This is a genomic window from Leptothoe spongobia TAU-MAC 1115 (genome assembly GCF_018739885.1).
In the GTDB taxonomy this organism is placed as follows: Bacteria; Cyanobacteriota; Cyanobacteriia; order Phormidesmidales; family Phormidesmidaceae; genus Leptothoe; species Leptothoe spongobia.
The window spans coordinates 16,222-36,425 of the sequence record NZ_JADOES010000042.1 but is presented as its reverse complement, the minus strand read 5'-3'; the positions used below and the strand labels follow the sequence as shown (position 1 = coordinate 36,425).

Annotated in this window: 11 protein-coding genes; 3 read left to right on the top strand and 8 right to left on the bottom strand. The window is 39.1% G+C overall.

Annotation, left to right across the window (positions count from 1 at the left end; genetic code table 11):
• Positions 1 to 58 precede the first annotated feature (58 nt).
• The 8 genes from IXB50_RS17855 to IXB50_RS17820 all read right to left on the bottom strand — a co-directional run bounded on the left by IXB50_RS17855 (position 59) and on the right by IXB50_RS17820 (position 13,321).
• On the bottom strand, positions 59 to 1,183 hold the full coding sequence (locus IXB50_RS17855) for a glycosyltransferase family 4 protein (RefSeq protein ID WP_215610353.1): 1,125 nt from the start codon (positions 1,181 to 1,183) through the stop codon (positions 59 to 61).
• Positions 1,184 to 1,573: 390 nt separating this feature from the next.
• Entirely contained in the window at positions 1,574 to 2,356 is a 783-nt protein-coding gene (locus tag IXB50_RS17850; RefSeq protein WP_215610352.1) for a class I SAM-dependent methyltransferase, read from the bottom strand.
• 45 nt (positions 2,357 to 2,401) lie between these two features.
• Positions 2,402 to 3,538 carry a glycosyltransferase family 4 protein gene (locus IXB50_RS17845; RefSeq protein ID WP_215610351.1) on the bottom strand — a complete coding sequence of 379 codons (1,137 nt, stop codon included), beginning with the start codon at positions 3,536 to 3,538 and terminating at the stop codon, positions 2,402 to 2,404.
• Positions 3,539 to 3,723: 185 nt separating this feature from the next.
• Entirely contained in the window at positions 3,724 to 4,806 is a 1,083-nt protein-coding gene (locus tag IXB50_RS17840; protein ID WP_215610350.1) for a glycosyltransferase family 4 protein, read from the bottom strand.
• A 144-nt stretch (positions 4,807 to 4,950) separates the two neighbouring features.
• Positions 4,951 to 5,907 (bottom strand): sulfotransferase family protein, encoded by a 957-nt coding sequence (locus IXB50_RS17835; RefSeq protein ID WP_215610349.1) that lies wholly within the window; start codon positions 5,905 to 5,907, stop codon positions 4,951 to 4,953.
• A 205-nt stretch (positions 5,908 to 6,112) separates the two neighbouring features.
• Positions 6,113 to 8,101 carry a CRTAC1 family protein gene (locus tag IXB50_RS17830; protein WP_215610348.1) on the bottom strand — a complete coding sequence of 663 codons (1,989 nt, stop codon included), beginning with the start codon at positions 8,099 to 8,101 and terminating at the stop codon, positions 6,113 to 6,115.
• A 5-nt stretch (positions 8,102 to 8,106) separates the two neighbouring features.
• A complete protein-coding gene (locus tag IXB50_RS17825) occupies positions 8,107 to 9,546 on the bottom strand; it encodes a lipopolysaccharide biosynthesis protein (protein ID WP_215610347.1) in 1,440 nt (479 codons plus the stop codon).
• Positions 9,547 to 9,640: 94 nt separating this feature from the next.
• Positions 9,641 to 13,321: a DUF4347 domain-containing protein gene (locus IXB50_RS17820; protein ID WP_215610346.1), complete on the bottom strand. Its 3,681-nt coding sequence runs from the start codon at positions 13,319 to 13,321 to the stop codon at positions 9,641 to 9,643.
• A 2,925-nt stretch (positions 13,322 to 16,246) separates the two neighbouring features.
• On the opposite strand from IXB50_RS17820, the gene IXB50_RS17815 reads away from it, so the two are divergent.
• From IXB50_RS17815 to IXB50_RS17805, 3 genes are all read left to right on the top strand, one after another.
• Positions 16,247 to 16,855: a WecB/TagA/CpsF family glycosyltransferase gene (locus tag IXB50_RS17815; protein ID WP_215610345.1), complete on the top strand. Its 609-nt coding sequence runs from the start codon at positions 16,247 to 16,249 to the stop codon at positions 16,853 to 16,855.
• 256 nt (positions 16,856 to 17,111) lie between these two features.
• The gene (gene gmd, locus IXB50_RS17810; RefSeq protein WP_215610344.1) at positions 17,112 to 18,185 is read left to right on the top strand and encodes a GDP-mannose 4,6-dehydratase; all 1,074 of its coding nucleotides are present in this window, start codon (positions 17,112 to 17,114) and stop codon (positions 18,183 to 18,185) included.
• 459 nt (positions 18,186 to 18,644) lie between these two features.
• Positions 18,645 to 20,114, top strand: a complete 1,470-nt coding sequence (locus tag IXB50_RS17805; RefSeq protein ID WP_215610343.1) for an SLBB domain-containing protein — start codon at positions 18,645 to 18,647, stop codon at positions 20,112 to 20,114.
• The last annotated feature ends 90 nt before the right edge of the window (positions 20,115 to 20,204 follow it).

Genomic DNA, 20,204 nt, shown 5'->3' with positions numbered 1-20,204 from the left:
ATTAGTAATTATGGAGAGTCAAACTGAAAGATTAGAAGAAATCTAGACTACCTAAGCATTATTTAGATAAAACACTTCCATATACCTGAGCCACCTTCTCTGCTGTTTTTAACCAATTAAAAGACTTACTTCTCTCGATGCCTTTACTCACAAAAGACTTGTAATAATGGAAATCTGACTTTAAGTTAATAACAGCATCTACTATCTGATCAACATCCAACGGATCAACTAGCACAGCAGCTTCACCACAAACCTCTGGCAAAGATGAGACATTTGAAGTAATTACCGGTAAGCCACATGCCATAGCTTCTAACACTGTGAGACCAAATCCTTCATACAAAGAAGGAGCAAGCAACATATCCGCAGCATTATAAATATCTACCAACTCAGAACGACTTGGCGTACCTAAATCAAGAATAAAATCTTTTAATGCATTATCCTCTATGAACTGTTTTTGAGATGATGTAAATCTTCCTCCCAACCTCCACAACCGAACTGGAATCCCTTTCTCTAAGAGTTTTTTAATAGTTTGTAGTATTGCCAGTACGTTTTTTCGTTGATGAGTCGAGCCTACATTCAACAAGCAGATATCCTTAGATGATATATGTTCAGTTCTGGCATTATCTTTCTCACAAGATGAATATGGATTAAACTCTGAGCTAACTGCATTTGGAATAACTCCAACTTTATCTGGGGAAATATTTAAGTTATTAATAATGTCATTTTTAGTGTTATTCGAAACAGCAATAATACTATCAGCTTCATGCATTCCACCTACCGAATATTTCCAAGCAGCCATGCTTAATCTAGGAAAACGTGATTGATCATTCAGAATTTCTGGATAAACAAACTGAACTAAATCATGGCATGTAACTACAAAGCGTTTATTTGATTTCTTCAACCAGTAACCGATATGTCCATCAGTGTGATCAATGATATGAAAAACATCAGCCTTTACATGATAAACAATATCTCGTGGATGATTCCAAAATCGCTCGTAATATTTTCTTATTCCTATACCTGACTTCCAATAACTTTGATGGCCACTCCACCAAGGTCTAGGGCTAATCTCAAGGATTTCCCAATCTGGCCGGACAGTTCTCAGTCCACTAATCAGCTCGTCAGCATATACGTCCATGCTGAATGCTATTTGTGGTGCTCTACGTAAAATTGCAATTCGCATAGACACAATACTTATGAAAGCTAGCTAACTTTAACAGAGCGAATACTCTAAGGTTTATTGGAATAATAAAATACCTATCTAACTTTTATCTATTTAATAGATAAGAAGATTCAAAATATAATTAAAACCGACAATAAACGGAAAACTAAGTAAGTTGGATAAACCACTTAATATGATTAAAAGTTGTGGATAAGCATACAGGTAATTCAGAGCTGTACTTAATCTGTAGATACTTTTCTATTAACCTTCAAATACATTATCAACCAGACAAGCTCTAAGAATATAAATGGAAGTAATTCGCCTCAAGAGATAACAAGAATTATATTTAGCAACTTCCCCAAAACTTTAGAACATAATAGCATTGATACGGCCTTCATATTACAAAAAAAGTTACAAGTTAGGTTTCATGCACAGAAATATATCTTCTTTTCGCAGTAACCCATAGCTTTTTACACTTTTCTCATCTAAGGTTTTGACGTATGGATCCACAGTTACTTGAAATCCTGCTTCACTTAGTCTATCTTTGTAGTCACACCCATATAACCTTACGTGTTCTTCATTCCAATAGAAATGAATACGCTCCTCGGGTGTAGTTATATTGGGATCCTCTAAAGTTCCTTCTAAGTTTGTATCGATTGGAACTTGTAAAATCGCCCAACCACCAGGTTTTAGAACTCGATAAAGTTCTGACATAGCTTTACGATCCTCAGGCACATGTTCTAAAACGTGACTACAAAAAACAACATCAAATTGATCATCTTTAAACGGGATATCAGTGATGTCTACTTTTAACATAGCTAATGAAGAAAACAAATCAGCACTAACATAATCCAAATTCTTCATATTCAGAAATTTAGCTTGAAAAAAAGGCTCAGGAGCAAAATGTAAAACTTTCGCTTTTTTAGAGAAGAACGAAGTTTGATTCTGAAGATATAACCAAAATAGGCGATGTCTCTCCTTGCATGTACACTTTGGGCATTCGGCACCAGTTCGCCTTATCGACTCCGGGCCCGCTGGCATAAATTCTCGAAAATTTCCATTGCAAACTGGGCAATAAACGCTGTTCCCTCGGTAAACAAAAGGACGCAACAATTTAATATAGAACTTCTTATAGATTTTTCCTTTTAACCCTTTAGGAAGAATAGTATTCAGAAGGCTTTTGACTATGCTCATAATTCTTACCCTTAATCGATCCTTTCACTCCTTTAGTAAGAGTGACTAAACAACTTTGCTGCCCTTTACTGCTTGAATACCTTGATGAATAGCCAATGCAGTTTTTTCCCAGGAAAATGACTGCATGACACGCTCTTGACCCAGAAGTCCCATTTTTGATAAATCTTCGGGCTCCTTTATTGCCTTAAGAATAGCATCAGCAAGCAGGTCAAATCTACCAGTAGGTGCAAGAAACCCTGTTATTCCATCTTTAACAATCTCAGGAACTGAACCAGATTCATAAGATATAACCGGCAGTCCAGCAGCCTGGGCCTCAGCAATAGAACGTCCAAATGATTCTGCCCTAGATGGTAAAATTGCTAATCCAGCCCATTCAAGCTCTCGTAACAACTTATCTCGCGATAAACTTCCTAAATACGTAACGTTGTTGTCGCAATTGTGCTCAGATATCGCTTGTCTTAGTAGCTCTTCATCACCCCATCCAGCGATCTTAAGATGCCAATCTCGATATCCTTTATCAAGCAGATGACCTAAAGCCTTTATAACATCAAAAATACCTTTAATCGGTGCCAGAGAGCCATAGAAGATGAAATTAGAAGCATGTCCAGACTGAGATCTCTTTATTTGTGAGAATACAGGATCAATACCCCTGCGGATCAAAACTACTCGCTCTGGTTGAACTCGAATCAGATTAACTAACTCATTCTGAGTAAAGTACGACGATACAAAAACTACATCAGCTGACTGCAATGGTCGCCAACGAAACCAATAATTTGAAATTCTCTTAGTCGGATTGATAGATTTCTCTCTATTAATCCGAACTTGATAGGATGGATACGCTGCAATTATGCCGAAAACAATATTCTTTGACTTTAGAAAATCAACCATAAATGCAGCTTCATATTCCCAGCTCAGAACTGCATCAACCTTCCTTTCAGCGATAATTTTCCTGACAACTTTAGAAATTTGAAATCCATTAAGCAAAAAGTGAACGCTACTTGGATGAGCAGGCTTTACTGTAAGTGATTTATCAGGACTGTTGCCATCTGAAGATGTAGAAACGGGAACTGCAATGACCTCAATATCTAATTTTTTCAGATATTGACAAATCTGTAAAAAGCTTTTTGTTCCTCCACCAGGCTCACTAAAATCTTTAGGATAAGTAATTATGTAAGTTTGCATATTGCTTCATAAGTAGTTACAAGTTTCTCAATAATCTCCAGGCAAAAATGTAGCCTATAAAGCTAAAAGCAAGATATTTTCAACCATAAGTTTAGACAGCCTAGTCTTAGATTAGCTTTACTTATATGGATTTATTATATTTAGAAGTACAAGCTTATCTAGCCTATTTTTAATACCTATTCAATTCAGCTTTTTTCAATACATAAATTATAAACATCTAAAGTTATTTTACTAATTCTGGGCCAGTTATATTGATTAGATAATTCTAAATTATGAATACCCATAGAAGATAAATCCTCCTTTTCCTGAATAGCTAGCTGTATCGACTTCTGTAAACCATGGGCATCAGAGACATCGTAAAGGAATGAACCAACATCATCCAAAGCCTCGGCTATGCAACCTAATCTGGGAGCAATGCAGGCTTTGCCAAATGACATCGCTAACAAAACAGCTCCCGATGTAAGAATATTTTGATAAGGAAAGACAACAACGTCAGAAGCATTGAAATATACTTGAAGTCTATCGTTCGGTACAAAACCAGGAATAAAACTAATTCTGGGATCAGAATTACATCCTTCTTCAACCGACTTGTAAAAAGCTAAATCATCACCCCAAACTTTTCCTACTATTAAAAGCTTCACCCTGTTGTCATTAATCAGTTTAAAGGATTCTATTAACTCTAAAACTCCTTTATAAGGACGAATAAGGCCGAGAAAGAGGAAAACTGTGTCCTTATCTTCTAAGCCAAGATATTTTCTACTATCGGTTTTTCCAACTATATTTTCGTAACTTGAAATATAGTTCCCGTGAGGAATCACACAAACTTTATTATCATCGTGCAATCCAAATTCTCTTATAATCTCTTTCTTCGCAGCATCACAGTGAGCAATGATTCTATGAGATAACTTGGCAAATAGAGAAGTAACCTTTTTGTCTAGATTTATGTACAAATTGTCGTGATTCTTTAAATTATGAACTGTCCAAACAATTTTGGAGCCGAATAATCGTAGAATAAATATTTGAGAAATGAACAGTAAAGATGAGGTGAACGATTTGATAAAGTTGGACTTGACAATAAAAGAATGTAACCAATGAAAATGTAAAACATGAGGTTTTTGAATTCGAAAAACCTTCAATAGGAAAAACGATTGGTGAGATAGGTAGTCAATATCAACACCAAGCTCTTCAAGACTATCTGCTAATTGCCTTTGATAGGGATTATTTTCTGTCGAACCCCGAGGAATAAATAACGATTTCAGAGTGCTCATAAAATCCGAGTATCAAAATAAAAAACTTTCAATTTTTTAGCAACTTGGAAAACTTCAAGTTGCTAAAACCATCCTTAATAAGAAGCTTAGTCTTAAAATTTCTGATAATTTTCTAGACTAATATACATTGATGAAGTTGAAGATTTATTGAACTTCTGTATAGTTCAATAAATTCAGCAATGGACCTGCCTCACTGTAAACTTTTTCAAGATCTTTCTCTGAAAACTCTCTTTTCCATTGGCCAATCAATGTAGGGTTTGCAGAGCGAATGGTTTTATTGAAAGCATCATTTGAATCAGAGTTTACGATATCTAGAAATTCTAGAATACGTCTAGCTTCATGCATAGGATTATGAGCTAATGATTCATATCTAAGTTCAAGATATGAATCATTGGGTAGCTGTCGAGTCTTCTCCAATGCAGTCTTTGTAAAGCTATTCCAAACCCAAGAACAACGATGCAGATCGGTCGTAGTCTCAAATTCTTCGTGTTTTTCGGGAGCGACCCAAAACTGTGCATAAGGACCATATGGATATCCACCCGGCTCATACTTACCAGATCCAGCCTGTGAAGCTAAAAACCAAGGCTTTTTGCTTAATGACAATGCAACATCTCTACCATCCCGAATAATATGAATAAATTGTGCATCAGGAAAAGCTTTAGATAAGAAAGGTACTAAGAAACAGTTACGAGGCGTCTTCTCGGCAAACTGTAAATCTCCATCAAAATGAATACGTAGTAACCATGAGTAAACACTCTGATAAAACCACTTTGCCTGTCGATGAGTCCAAAGTTTATCGTAGACGTATCTGGCTGCTGCTTTAGTGGCAATTGGTTCAAAGTGATATGAAATTTCGGGAAGGTTTGCTATGCATTTTCCTAAAAACGTAGTCCCTGAGCGAGGCGCTCCAATAATAAATAGAGGCTTGTTAAGATTTGGAACTGCAGAGAATAATAACCTAGATAGCTGAAACGAGCGTTGTTTGGGAAAATATGTATGGCAATCTGCATTATAGGTGCGTCTTGCCCACCTTAAAATATTGTTCCGGGTAATTGATTCAACAAGAGGTCTTTCTTGAGGAAATAAAGTCTGAGAATTCATAGTAAATGAGTAAGTCACTCAACTAAACGATCAATACTCTTACAGATAAACTTTTTTCAGCTTAGAACATAAAGCAACAGTAAAGTAATGAAACATGAAAAATAAACAATATCAACTTCCTATCATCTAAAGAATGAGCAGATGCTATGCCAAAACAATCACTGATTACCTAATTGATTAAGCAATGTGAAAGATCTATTGACCATCAGGCTGTTTGCTCAATATGTAGTAGGTGATTAATTGGTACAGTATCTATATCCTTAGTTTGACCATCAGGCCAAAATACTTTTACCGAATTCACCCTTTCCTGTTTACCTAAGCCAATATATAAGCGGTAGTGCCCCTGAGAATAATGAGAGCCTTCAGACTCACCAACTTGATGTAACTGTTTAGTACCATCGGATGACTCAATAATTACAGCTGCTCCAACAGCTTGTTTGTTACCATTTTTGCCGAGCAGTTTGATTTGTAGCCAATTATTGTTATGGGTAAGATTTTTGTAAAGCTTAACATTGGTAGATCTAGGATTAGGTATATCAAAGCCCGGTAATTTATCTAATAGACGAAGCCAAAATGGTCGATATTTCAAGAACATAAGCAAATCTCTTGAACCATCGTTATCAAAATCAAACCAGGTACTTTGAGCTCCAACTAACTTCGATAAGTGTGTCTTCACTTCAAGAATATTTGTCGGTTTGAACGTATGGTCCTGTTGTTGTTGATATAGCCCATTGGGTATAGTATGCAAATCGATAAGCCCATCATTGTTATAATCAACCCAAGTCGCTTCAAGGACACGATTAGGCAATCCCAAAGAAGAGAGTCTAATACTCTTATAAATCCCTTCACCCTGATTTTTTAGTAGGCTGCACCCAGGTCCAGAAATCACCAAAATATCTAGAAGACCATCTGAATCAAAATCATAAATTGACAATGAATTAGGAAAGCCATTTTTGTTAGAGATTTTAGGTTGTGGTTTAAGGTGCCCATCACTATTTAGAAATAGTTGAAAACTCGACTTAGACACCCAAAAGAAATCTAGGGTATTGTTATTATCAACATCAAGCCAGACAAAAATACCTGTCTCAGGAAAATCTAAGCCTACATCATGAGCTACATCAACAAATTGCTGATTATCAGTTTGATGGTATAGCTGGTTTGGGCTTGTCTCAGCTGGTGGACTACCTCTACCACAAACTGTATATAAATCCAGCTTACCGTCACCATCAAAATCAACCCAACTAGTTTGTCTACCTGGACAGGCTTTTTTATACACTCCAGCCTGCAAAGCTTGATCTGAGAATCCGTCAGTTTCACCTCTAAGTAACTCATCGTTAAAAAACGGAGCACTATAAAGTTCAGGAGCTTCCACTATCTTACCCTTTAAACCACCTCTAGATATATAGACATCAAGATTAGAATCACTATCATAGTCAGCCCACGCCATCCCATGCCTATCTTTCCAAGAGAGTTTAAAATTTGGCGTTGAAGGGGTCAATTTACTGGAACCTATATAAATCAAATCAAGCGGAATCTGAGGATTCATGTTGACTTCAACAGGTATTGCCGTCAAAGATTCAAGCACTAATTCTCCATTACCTAAAACATCAAAAAAAATTTTCGTCTGAATACCACCTGAACTTAATTTACTTTCATCAATATCTATTTTAAAGTTCTTATTTTTTTTCAGTGTGACTGCAGAAGAAAGACTTAATGTACCTCTGATAGGTAAACTTTCTCGATTAATACGATGAGTTTTTATCACTAAATGGTTATCAGGGCTTTGAGAGCTTAGTCGAAAGTTCTTCTCTCTGTAAAAATATATGCCAGGAGAATCAATTTTAACTGCTTTAGCTGAAATCTCTAAACCAGGAAAAACAGAGTCTTGCTGTAAATTCTCTTCAATTAGCCTGTCAGAAAATTTCCCAGTCGATTCATTTATTAAGATACTTTGTAAAGCACTATGGTTAGTTGTAAAAATATCAATCAGATCATCACCATTTAGATCAACAACACCTAAATCATGTAAGTCATAATTATTTAAGGATATTGGTATTTGATGAAATTTCCCCTCTAAATTAATCTCTGCAGTCAATATACTCTTGAAGATAAAAGTGGAGATAAAAGAGATGACTGCGAGAACAATAATCCAACTAATTGCCAAGTTTTTCTTTCTTGTTCTGACAAAATCCATGATTATCACCTAACTAATTTTACCAGCTTATAAATTTGGAAAAACACATCTGAATCTATGAGAAGTATACTTAGCAAGTAAACAGCAATTCCAAAACAGGGACACACGATAATCGTAAGAATCTCGCTTGCTGAACCTAAAATGAAGTTATCTAATCCGTATATCACCGATCCCATGATAATTGCACCTAGTATAAAAGGTATAAATTGGTAAATATAATCTTTAAAGTTCAAAGCTATCAGTTGTCGAATCGCCCAAATACTGACAGGAAAAGTCAAATAATTTGTCGCTGCAAATGATAACGCTACTGCAACAATCCCCCATTTTACAGCGATCAAAAAACCAAGAATATTAAGTAAAACATTAAGACAACTAATCCAAAGCCTCCAGTCTGCTTTCCCCGTTGCTACCATAATGACCCCATTGAAATAAGATACTGACTGAAGTAAGCCAACTAAGATCAGTGCCTGCATAACAGGGATACTGGATATCCATTTCTCACCAAACAGAACTGGAACAAGGTTAGGAGCTAAAACACCTACTCCTACAAATGTAGGAAAAGAGAAAAAACTAGTTACTTGTGTCACCCGATAAAAAGCTTTCAAAACTCTCTTTCTATCTTTCTGTAAACGGGAAAATGTCGGCATAGCAACCGATGAAGTTACATTAGTAAGAATATCCACCAATATTCGTAACAAACGGTAGGCAACCGTGTAGTATCCTAACTGAACTGGACCTAAGAACATACCAATCAAGAAATCATCTGATCTTTGATTGAAAAACTTCAGAATATTGAAACCCAGAACATTTAAGGAAAAAGGCAGTAACTCCAAGAAATGTCGCTTTGAAAAATGAAAACTTGGACGCCAATCACTGACCTGCCATAATACTAGAACATTAACAAAATGATTGGATAGCTGCTGAGCTACAAGACTCCATACTCCGAATCCTAAGAAGGCCATACTTAGACCTACAATGCCACCAGTCAATGTGGCAAGTAGAGAACGCATAGCAAGCTCTTTAAACGCAAGATTACGGCTAAGTATTGAAAATTGGACCCCTCGCAACCCTTCCAGTAAAAAGTTGAGGGATAAAAATTGAATAATAGGAGTTAATTGAGGTTCCTGAAATATTGAAGCTATAGTATCAGCTGCAAAGATACTGATTGTAGTTAAAATAACAGCAACGCTAAAGTTCATCCAAAAAGCGGTATCCAGATGCTCTGGCTCTAAATTTTCTCTTTGAACTAGAGCTTGAGTCAACCCTTGACCAATAAATACGCTCAGAAATGCCATATATAAACTGGCGAGCGCCGTTAGGCCAAATGCCTCCGGGCCTAAAAGCCTAGCCAGTAATAAAAAAATCAGACTAGAAGAAAGTTTGCCTCCCCATTTGTCTACGAAAGACCAGATAACTCCACGAACAGCTTTTTTTTCTAAACTCATCCATACAACCTAACTGTATTGATTAATCACTCAAAAACTACTGAGTAAGGAACTGATATTTATCAGTTATCAGCTCCTTATTCAACTTAACAGATTAAATCCCATACTCTTGTTGCAAAAAGGATTCTATCTGTTGACGTTCTGCCTCGGTCAGCGCCCGCTCAAAGACCATAATTCTTGCAACTTCCATATCAATGGAATTGTTGCCATTGAAGTTAGAACCAACTACTAGTTTTTCCAAAACAGTATTGAAGTTGCGCGCTTGAGTATCAATGAGCTGACCATTACTGTAATGAGTAACAACCTCTTTAAAGTTGCCACTAGGATTGTTAGCTACAACGGCAGACTGCACTAGCCAACCCTGACCTGTGCCTGGCGTCGTTGTTGGCATTGACGCACCACCCCAAGCCTCTACCAACAACTCTCCTTCAGCATCTACCCCTAACCCGAAGGCTTTGTTCTGATTTGTCTGGCCATACGCAAAGCCACCGTACCCCGTCTCGTTATACTTGGCCACCATAATCACAGTGCGTTCGCTATCCCCAGAGGGAAGACCACTGGTCGCATCCAAAATGGTTTCAAGCTTATCGCCATTAGTATCAAACTGAATGACATTGTGTCCATTCAACACACCCGTTGCCAGGGTGGGGTTGCCTGACGCTGTCAGACCAAGACTGGAACTAGATGTTACATTCACATCATCCCAAGCAGTGACGGTACCACCACTGGTGGTAACAACACCTTGATCTGCATCCAGGTTGAGCACCAAACCGTCAAAGATAATATCACCGACTTGCACGCTAGCAGTTGCAGTGTCAGTATCACCTTTATTGTCTTGAATAGTGTATGTAAAGGTATCTATCCCTATAAATCCAGCAGCCGGGGTATACAGAACTGTGTTGTTAACCGCATCAACAACTGCTGTTCCTCCATTGGCAGTCGTAAGTGTCTGTATTTGTGAATCCCCTAACCCAGTAATCAATAAATTATCCGTGACATCTTGATCGGTATCGTTGGCTAATACATTGAGAACATTATCGGTTGAGTTCTCATCAATGCTGAAACCATTATCATCTAATGCAGCTGGTAGATAATTTGCAAGGGAGTAATTAGCCGTAAGCGTAGTATCTGTTTCAGGAATGAAGTAATCTCGAATGGAAGCAGTGATTCCATCTGACCAGTTAATAAATTCGTACCGTGCCCCTTCTCTGATGATGGTTGTTTCTGCTTCGAGCTGATTTTGGAAACCAATGACGTTGTCATACACAAAGGGATCGGCTCCCAGAGGCAGGCCATCTAGCTTCACAGGATTATCGTTGCCAGGCAAACTTGCACCGGTATCAACAACAAAAGAGCTAAACGTTGACAAACTCTCATCAGGGAAGATCGTAATAGAATCAGTAGCCGTTAACCCATCCGAATCAGTTGCGGTAACGATAATAGTGAGGTTGACGTCACCAAAATAATCGTGCCCAGAACTTTCAATCTGAAGCGACGGATTAGTTCCTGTATATGCCGCAGGATCAGGATGATTATGATCATTATGGAATAGGACGGTATCCCAAACTAAACTAGCACCAGTAAGCGTGCCATCTTCTGCATCGGTGGCAACGGCCTCAAGATTTACGACTTCTCCTGCTCTAACTGTGATGCCGTTAGCAGGAGTTACAATGCTAACAGTCGGCCCAGAGCCAACCTGAATCGTAGTTGGGAAGAGATCGTCAGAGCGATCAGACAGTTCACCGTCTGTAACTACGACAACAGGTAAATAAGTACCAGCATTGGCATAAGTATAGGTTGTTGAACCAACTGTAGTTACGTCTTCCCAAAGACCAGCAATACCAGCAAAGCTAGATCCTGTATTCGGATTGCCATCCAAATCCCACTGATAAGTAAGAGTATCTCCATTAGGAGCAGCCGCAGTTACTGAAAAATCTACGACTAAACCAGGAGCCCCACTTGTTGAAGACACTGAGAAATCGGATATTGCAGGAGGAAGATTACCACCGCCACCTCCTAGGTAATTAATTCGTCTAACTTGACCACCGCCTCCGGCTGAACGGCTATTAATGTCTAAATAATATAAGGCCCCATCGGCACCTACTGAAAAATCAGTAATTGCCCCCGCATTTTCCTCAAACAGAATATTACCACCAGAACCACCGCCATTAGCATCATTGGGCACTGTATCGCCGCCAATGATATCGCCACTTTGATCAAAGGTCAGATACTCAATGGTTTCATCGACGAAGTCTGAGAAGAAGTAAGCTCCTTGATACTGTTCAGGGAAGAGGGTCCCTCGATAAACTAAGCCACCAATAATAGCGGCACCCGATTCGTTATGTTGCCAGCTAAAGAAAGGATCAATATAGTTTGCAGGAGGCGTCGGATCACTAGGTTGAGCTGGCCCCTCATAGGTTGGCCAACCATAGCTGGCTCCAGCAGTATTCAGGGTAGCGACATTTAATTCTTCCCAAGATGCATCTGTTCCGGTATTGTCATTACCACCTACATCTCCAATGAAGAAACGGCCACTTTCAATATCCCAACTTGATCGGAAGGGATTTCTTAACCCTGAGGCCCAAATGTCTGGGAGGGTAGTGGGGTCATTGTCAATGGCATAAGGGTTGGCTATTGATCCATCCAATCCGTCAGGAATAGTTCCATCCTTGTTAATTCGAACTATCTTGCCATTATGTTTATCTAAATCGGGTGATGTGTTTTGTTTAAATTTATCTCCAATGGTGAGCCAGATCTTACCATCCGGTCCAAAATCAATGGAGCCACCGATATGAAACACCGCGCCATCCAAGATATTCACATCTTCCCAAATAATTTCCTCAGTTGGGTTGACATTATTTGTATCCCAGCGGGAAATTGTAGCCTTATCTGTAAGTGCGCTTGAGTAGTATGTGTATAGGTAGCCATCTGTTGCGTCGAACCTGATATCCATCAACCCAGTTTCTTTAGCCTTAAAGGTGTTGGTAACAGTCAGATAGTTTGAGACAACTGGGTTGAGGGAACTGGGGTCAAAGGTAAGAATTTCTCCTTCTCGGAAGGCAACCAACATATTGCCATTAGGCAGGGTTTCTAGGGCAACTGGCTGAACTAAATCATCAACTACTAATTCATTCTGAAAGCCATTGGGTAATAGCGTACTGGTGAAATTATCAAGGGCAGCTTGTTGGAATGGTAGTGCTGTTTCAATCTCACCTGTGCTAAGTTCAAGGTCCCAATCACCACCAACAAAGCCATTTCCTGTAATGTCGCTAGAGGCGGCAACATCTGCACCTGTAAACTGACTCAAAGTTTTAATGAAAGCTTGATCAGACGGATCTTGCGCAATATTACATCCGTATAGAAGGATATCGGCATCCGCTGACAAGTAAGCACCCCAGCCAGTTAGCGCATCTTGATAGGTGCTGATGTTATCTGAGTTGACTGAGTTTGCACCAAACTGAATCGTATTGCTAGTGCCATGGGAAACAACATGCAGACTCGCGATGTTTGAGTAGCTGCCACTAGCCAAAATAGACGAGATCTGGGCGATCCCATCCTGTGTACTATCAAGAATAAAAACATCAATATCTGCAGTTGCAGCCGCAACAAGGTCTTGATAATCTTCGACTGCAGAATCAACAAAAAGAAGGTTTTGCCCTGACGATTGACTTGGCGACAAGGAAGAACTGCTCCCCGTTTCACCTTGTCCAAGTAGAGAATTGGTATCAGCAGCAAACGTGTCTGTGCCTTGTAATATTTCGGAAAAACTTTGCATGGTTATAGTGCAAACGATTGTTCAGGCTTTATGGAATGAGTGCAATTAGCAGCTTACTTATTTGGTGCTTCGATTAACATGTCCCCCATCTACTACGGTAGATCTCAGAGAGAATGCAATGCGAGTCCCAAATTGCCCCCTGTGAATATTAAAAATATAAAAACAGTCAACTACTGAAACGAAATGATCAGTTTAATAATCAGTGGAATCAGACGGTGAACTTAGAACTTAAGAAGATACTTACTACCTCCCTTCAAATTATCTACAGCTACAACTATCTGACTGAGTAAATAGTAATAAGCAAATTGCGCTGACAAGGCCAGCTACACGTGTAGCTTTGAACACACGGTTATGGAAAGCAAGATGTAAGGGAATGTGTTTACGTAAACCTCATATTTCAGATACAAGTTTCCTCTGATGTTTCTAAGATCTGAGAATGAAAATTTCTGCTCTGGAAATTTTTTGATAGACAAAATCCCCACATACTACACCTTTCAGGTATATGTATAAAAGAATACATCTCAGCAGGGCGAAAACCTGGAAAGTCTTGGTGAATGGTAAATTCAAGTGACTTTTCTAACTAGTAATTTGTACGTTAGGGAAAATATGAACTTACTTCATGAATCCTTTAATAATACTCTGGTCAGAATTAGGAAAGGATTGCTTTGCAGTCATAAAGCCTTCGATAATTGGGATATGACTTAATCACATTCGGGTTCAAATCTAATTTGCCAATAGAGTGTTCAAGCAGGTAGCCATTGAATTTACGGTGCTTAGAGAAGGCCATCAAACGGATAATACCGACCATTTGGCTGCCTTTGGAAGATATTCCCTTGAGCTAACAGCCTCCGAAAAAACTTAGTAATACCAAGTATGTTAGGGAGTTTTATCACCAAATGATGGGATGAAATTACTAGAAAACTGATAATGACTTTTAAAAAGATGAGTATCAATTTAAGCTGGGAAATCCTGACTGGGTGGGAGTCAGGAGCCAGGAGCCAGTAATGCACTGAATTCTGATTCCTGAATTCTGTAGGGCTTTGCCCTTCTCGCAGAGTATTCTGTCCCTGGGACAACGTTCCGCTTTAAGTTGATCCCCAAAAAGACTAAAGAGGAAATAAGAGAAATAGTGTCTCTACCAATATCCTCTGATGAGGTGTAAGTCTCTTCATGCTTGCCCAAGTTGCTACTCTTAAACAACTAAATCGATAAGAATCCTCCAAAACGGTTGCCATTACTGAAACACAACGATTTAGTTACTGTGATTTCTAACAGGCAAAGGTAGACCTATGTCCGTGGGTCCGTGGGAAGCTCGGAAAGCTTAGAAACCGCATCTTAGCTATCTGATTTTTTGTAAATCCTTGCAATGGGCAGCTACGCCTCAAATAAGAACATCTCGATGCTTGTCCTCTATCTTTCCCTTAATATCACGAACCAACTTTCTCTTGATGAGTCGAACTTTCTAATTTTCTTAACGGCTTGTCAATAACTCAAGAAAACTCGACTGCATATTAGTTAGTTTTAAACCATATGTGTTTGACTCTTTCAGCTCCATGTGTCATGCAGCTGACTTTATCTTTAAAGGAATAATAAAGTTGATGATTTAAGCTTCATATAAATCAAGCTTGTTTCGAAAATTCCTCTTAAAACCATTGAAATTTGGTGCGTTTAGCTCTTCGTTTCTAAAAAAAGTATCTTGTGATACATAGTCTTTGGTTCCTTGCTGTGTAAGAATTGCGCCAATTTGCTGAAATTAGTTTAAGATGCCAACTGTGTGGAAATCACTTAGATGATCTACTGGTGAATGTAAGGTTTAAGTAAATATGCCGTCTTATGGTGTTGTTTTACTTATTCACATGTTTGAGTATATGTAAGACAAATAGCGACACCTTCATTCGATAGCGTTTTTTTCAGTATTTATAGAATTGAGCAAATTCTTCTATGGAAATCGTAGTTCCCATACTAAAGCTTGAATTTTGCATTTCTTTAAGGCTCAATAGCTGTTTCAGGGAGGTGGACTAATGCAATGGCCTGTAAGCCTTACCCAAAGCATGGTTCAGAGGTCCTGCGCCTCCCAGGCTAAAACCCTTGTATGAAAAGGGTTTTAAGCGTTTCTTGATTCAGACCTCCCAGAAACCCATATAGAGCCTTCTTTAATATATGCAAGTGTTGAGATGTATAGGCAAAGGCATTCTCTTCAACTTGCTCTGCGGAATCATATAGTTGAGAGCTGTGCAAAACTAGCATAGTTTTCTCGATCCTATATTCTTTGAACTTTATGGAGTATAGGTGTTCTGTAATACGGTTTTCATTGATTGATAGAGTTTTACTATTTATTACCCCGGCAGTCATTGAGTGTGTATTTTACAGCCAGAAATCCTTGCAGGAACTGGATTGTTGTTCAGAACTTATACTGCCGGAGTAATAGGTAAGTGTTTTTCTAGGTTTTCAAGCGAGGTTACTTCGATATTAGTATTGTGTTAAAAATCGGCGCGAGATAATTTAGTGGGCTGTTGAGAGCCTTATGAGAATTGATCTATATATTGCAACTACACCCGAAGTTGTTTTGACTTTCGTAGAGTTTGTTTCAGGTAAAGGGTTTATGGGGGATAGGCTCTTGGGATTGTATAGTGTTCAATTTAGTACGGCGTAGCTCGTAAAGATTTTTTTGTTTTTTGTAAGACTAGATTCTTATAAAAGCTATTTTTCATTTGATGGGCAAAGGTTATGGCTTCTGCAAGCGTAGGGTGTTCAACGCAACCACATAAGGTTCACGTAACGGGTATACCCGTTACAGCACTTGTTTTTCGAGATCAGATCGCAACGATGTTAGAGTGGGCGAAGCAGCGCTCAAGTAGGATTGTTTGTGTGGCAAACGTTCATATGCTCATTGAAGCGCGCTGTAATAGGCAGCTGAGGTGTGCTTTGGATAAAGCTGATTTGGTTACTCCAGATGGTATGCCAATAGTCTGGATGATGAAAAAATTAGGTATCGTAGAGCAAGACAGGGTCGCTGGGATGGATATTTTTTTGGCAATCTGCCAAAAATGTATGGAAGATGAAATTTCGATTTATCTTCTAGGATCGACCCAAAAAGTTTTAGATATGGTGACGGCTAAACTTACAAGAGATTTTCCATCTCTTAAGGTTGCTGGGACAGAATCTCCTCCATTTCGCCCTTTAAGCGATGTGGAAAATTCTAAGATTATTTCGAGAATCAATAGCAGTGGAGCTGGCATCACATTTATATCCTTGGGATGTCCCAAGCAGGAATGTTGGATGGAATCTTATGGCACTCTTATTGAATCTGTAATGATTGGCGTCGGGGGCGTTTTCCCTGTGTATGCGGGGCTGAAAAAGTATGCCCCAAGGTGGATCCGCAATATGGGGTTAGAATGGTTATATCGACTCATTCAAGAGCCTAGGCGCTTGTTTATGCGCTATTTCACAACAATTCCTCCATTTATCTGGTTAGCTCTTCAACAAATTAGACAACAATCAAAACATAGGAATGACAATCAGCTAAACTTTTGAGTTAAGGTTTTAGCAATCAGTTAGTGTATGCAAATTATACTTGGCTCAGTATGGTTAAGTATATTCAGTAGCATTGAGTATTATGGTCATAACGTAGTAGATAAGTATGCAAAATTTCTTACACAAGAATTTGGCTAAGTTTTCTGGCTTGAGGCAGTTATTTAAAACCTGTTCTTTAATCTAAATGGTTCTGCCTAGACAATTATTCAAGTGCATTTAGATATATTAATAGTAATGGTAGGGGAGTGTGGAAGGCATGTCTAAGAAAGCATTAATTACGGGGATTACGGGGCAAGATGGTTCTTATTTAAGTGAACTATTGTTATCCAAGGGCTATGAGGTTCACGGTATTATCCGTCGAACCTCAACTTTTAATACTGACCGTATTGAACATATGTATCGAGATCCTCACTTGCCAGAGGCTAAGCTTTTCCTCCACTATGGTGATCTGACAGACGGAACAACCTTACGACGTATCCTAGAAGAAGTTGAGCCTAATGAGGTTTATAATCTAGGTGCTCAATCCCATGTGAGAGTTAGCTTTGACGCGCCCGAATATACTGTTGATGCAGTGGGTATGGGAACTCTGAGATTGCTCGAAGCCCTGCGAGACTACTCTGATCGAACTGGCAACAAAGTTCGTTATTACCAGGCGGGATCTTCAGAGATGTTTGGTAAAGTTCAGGCCGTCCCTCAGTCAGAGGTTACGCCTTTTTATCCTCGTAGTCCCTATGCCTGTGCAAAGGTATATGGCCACTGGCAAACGATTAACTATCGAGAATCCTATGACATGTTTGCCTGCAATGGCATTCTATTCAACCACGAGTCTCCTCGGCGTGGTGAGACGTTTGTTACGCGAAAAATCACCCGTGCTATAGCTAGAATTGTGACTGGACAGCAAAAGAAGTTATACATGGGTAACTTGGATTCAAAACGTGATTGGGGCTATGCCAAAGATTATGTAGAGGCAATGTGGCTGATGCTACAGCAGGAAAATCCTGATGATTATGTTATTGCTACTGGAGAAACTCACTCAGTCAAAGAGTTTCTAGAACTTGCTTTTGGCTATGCTAATTTAAACTGGAAAGATTATGTAGAATTTGATGAGAGGTATTTGCGCCCGGCGGAAGTTGATCTATTGATTGGTGATCCTTCAAAAGCATTAACGCAGCTAGGATGGAAGCCATCTGTAAACTTTAACGAACTTGTTAATCTGATGGTAGAAGCAGATCTTAACGCTCTCAATATTTATTCTGATGTTCAGAAGACCCCCAAGATGTCAGTTGAGCAAGCGATGATACGACAAGAGGTAGTAGGTCTAAGCGTTTAATATTGCTAATGTAGCAGTACCTCCAAATATGTCGTTTTTGATTCAGACAAGTGCAAATGCCTAAGCTATCATGGCTTCGTTGTTGGCAAACGATAAACAATGATGAGTGAATCGTTCATTAAACGATTCACTCACATGGTGCTCCTTAAAAATAGAATCACTTATCTATAAGGTAAACACGTGAGTTGAATGTAGGCTATCTTTAGCTATTGGAGCAAGTATGGAAAGGTATAAAAAATATATCCTTTGGTACTATTTTTATACGGGCGTCTCTGTTATTGTGTGTATAATTAAAAAGGTTTATTAGTTTAAATCTAGATTCTAGTCGACTGACTGATTCGGTCACAGACGTTTCTGTTGAATGACGTTTTAGCTAAGCAATTTACTTTTATTTTGACTATATTTATCATCCTAGTCCTTTAGTAATTTAGGTTCTATTTATAAATAGGTATAACGATTATGGCATTAGCCAGTATCTCCCTATGTTCAATACAGAATAGGCTGAGCTTATTTTTAGTATTGTATGTATTTTCTTCGTTTTCGCTGCTGCACCCAACTGCGCCAGCCATAGCCCAGACAACGCAACTAAGCGACCTTAGTAGTGAGATAGGGCGACAATCGTCAATTGGAGGATATGTTTTAGGTACAGGTGATAAAATTCATGTTGATGTATTCCGTGTTCCTCAATATAGCGGTGATTATGAGATTTTAGGGGATGGATTATTACTACTGCCAATGGTTGGTCAGGTTTCTGTAGCAGGGTTAACCATTGGTGAGGCTCAATCGATCATTTCCCAGGCCTATGCTAGTCGGCTCCGCCGACCAATTATCAACGTCACCTTGCTTTCTCCCCGCCCTCTCAAAATCGGTATCGCGGGTGAAGTTAGTCGACCAGGTATTTATACATTGCAACGGGAAGGGACTCAGGCTTTATCGTTAGTTGATGCTTTAGAAATAGCTGGTGGCATTACCCAATCAGCTGACTTACAACAAATTGTTATTCGTCGTTCGACTTCTGGGGGTTCTGAACAAATACTTGTATCGAATCTTCAGGACTTTCTCGATACAGGTGATCTAAGTCATGATCTGTTTCTGATGGATGGGGATACAATTCTTGTCCCAACCAATGAGCAATTTGATCATGATGCGGCATGGCAAGTAGCGTCAGCTAGCTTTGCTGCTGACGAAAATCGCCCCTTAAATATTGTGGTTGTTGGTGAAGTCTTTCGTCCTGGGCCATACACTGTAACCGGAACTGCGCGCACTGGAGAAGCTGGTGTGCCAGGTGGCACTGGTTCAACCAGTACGCCCCCAACAGTAACCCGTGCTATTCAGGTTGCCGGAGGTATTAAACCTGAAGCTAATATTCGCGATATTCAAGTTTCTCGTAGAACTCACGCTGGGCCAGAACAACTAATCACTATTAATCTGTGGCGCTTGCTTCAGGAGGGTGATCTTGCAGAAGATATTGTGCTCAAGGATGGAGATACGATCAAAATTTCCCAAGCAACTGATGTGTCACCCACTGAGATAACAGAAATAGCAGCATCTAGTTTTTCGCCAGACACAATTGCAGTAAATGTAGTTGGGGAGGTTGATCGTCCTGGAATAGTCGAGGTAGCTCCAAATACTCCTTTGAGCCAAGGACTCTTGGCTGCGGGTGGATTTAATAATCGTGCAACTCGACGAGATGTTGACCTTATTCGTCTAAATGCTGATGGTACGGCAACTAAAAGCTCAATAGACGTTGACTTCTCTGTGGGTATTGATGATGAGATGAATCCATTGCTGCGAAACAATGACATCATTGTTGTTCGACGCTCTGGTTCGGCGCGTATTTCAGATACTCTAGATACCATTGCTGCACCTTTAACAAGTGCTTTCTCTATTTTCGCACTGCCATCTACTATTCTCCGATTATTTGATTAGGTACAACTGGGACAGATAACCTGTTATTTAGAGTAACTTTACATTAGTTTTTGTTCGCTGAAACTTACTGACGATATTGATTTTAAAGGC

What these genes read in the sequence shown, in the direction of transcription:
- IXB50_RS17855 (WP_215610353.1), bottom strand. Translation starts at nt 1,183, where the DNA reads ATGCGAATTGCAATTTTACGTAGAGCACCACAAATAGCATTCAGCATG.
- IXB50_RS17850 (WP_215610352.1), bottom strand. Translation starts at nt 2,356, where the DNA reads ATGAGCATAGTCAAAAGCCTTCTGAATACTATTCTTCCTAAAGGGTTA.
- IXB50_RS17845 (WP_215610351.1), bottom strand. Translation starts at nt 3,538, where the DNA reads ATGCAAACTTACATAATTACTTATCCTAAAGATTTTAGTGAGCCTGGT.
- IXB50_RS17840 (WP_215610350.1), bottom strand. Translation starts at nt 4,806, where the DNA reads ATGAGCACTCTGAAATCGTTATTTATTCCTCGGGGTTCGACAGAAAAT.
- IXB50_RS17835 (WP_215610349.1), bottom strand. Translation starts at nt 5,907, where the DNA reads ATGAATTCTCAGACTTTATTTCCTCAAGAAAGACCTCTTGTTGAATCA.
- IXB50_RS17830 (WP_215610348.1), bottom strand. Translation starts at nt 8,101, where the DNA reads ATGGATTTTGTCAGAACAAGAAAGAAAAACTTGGCAATTAGTTGGATT.
- IXB50_RS17825 (WP_215610347.1), bottom strand. Translation starts at nt 9,546, where the DNA reads ATGAGTTTAGAAAAAAAAGCTGTTCGTGGAGTTATCTGGTCTTTCGTA.
- IXB50_RS17820 (WP_215610346.1), bottom strand. Translation starts at nt 13,321, where the DNA reads ATGCAAAGTTTTTCCGAAATATTACAAGGCACAGACACGTTTGCTGCT.
- gmd (WP_215610344.1), top strand. Translation starts at nt 17,112, where the DNA reads ATGTCTAAGAAAGCATTAATTACGGGGATTACGGGGCAAGATGGTTCT.
- IXB50_RS17805 (WP_215610343.1), top strand. Translation starts at nt 18,645, where the DNA reads ATGGCATTAGCCAGTATCTCCCTATGTTCAATACAGAATAGGCTGAGC.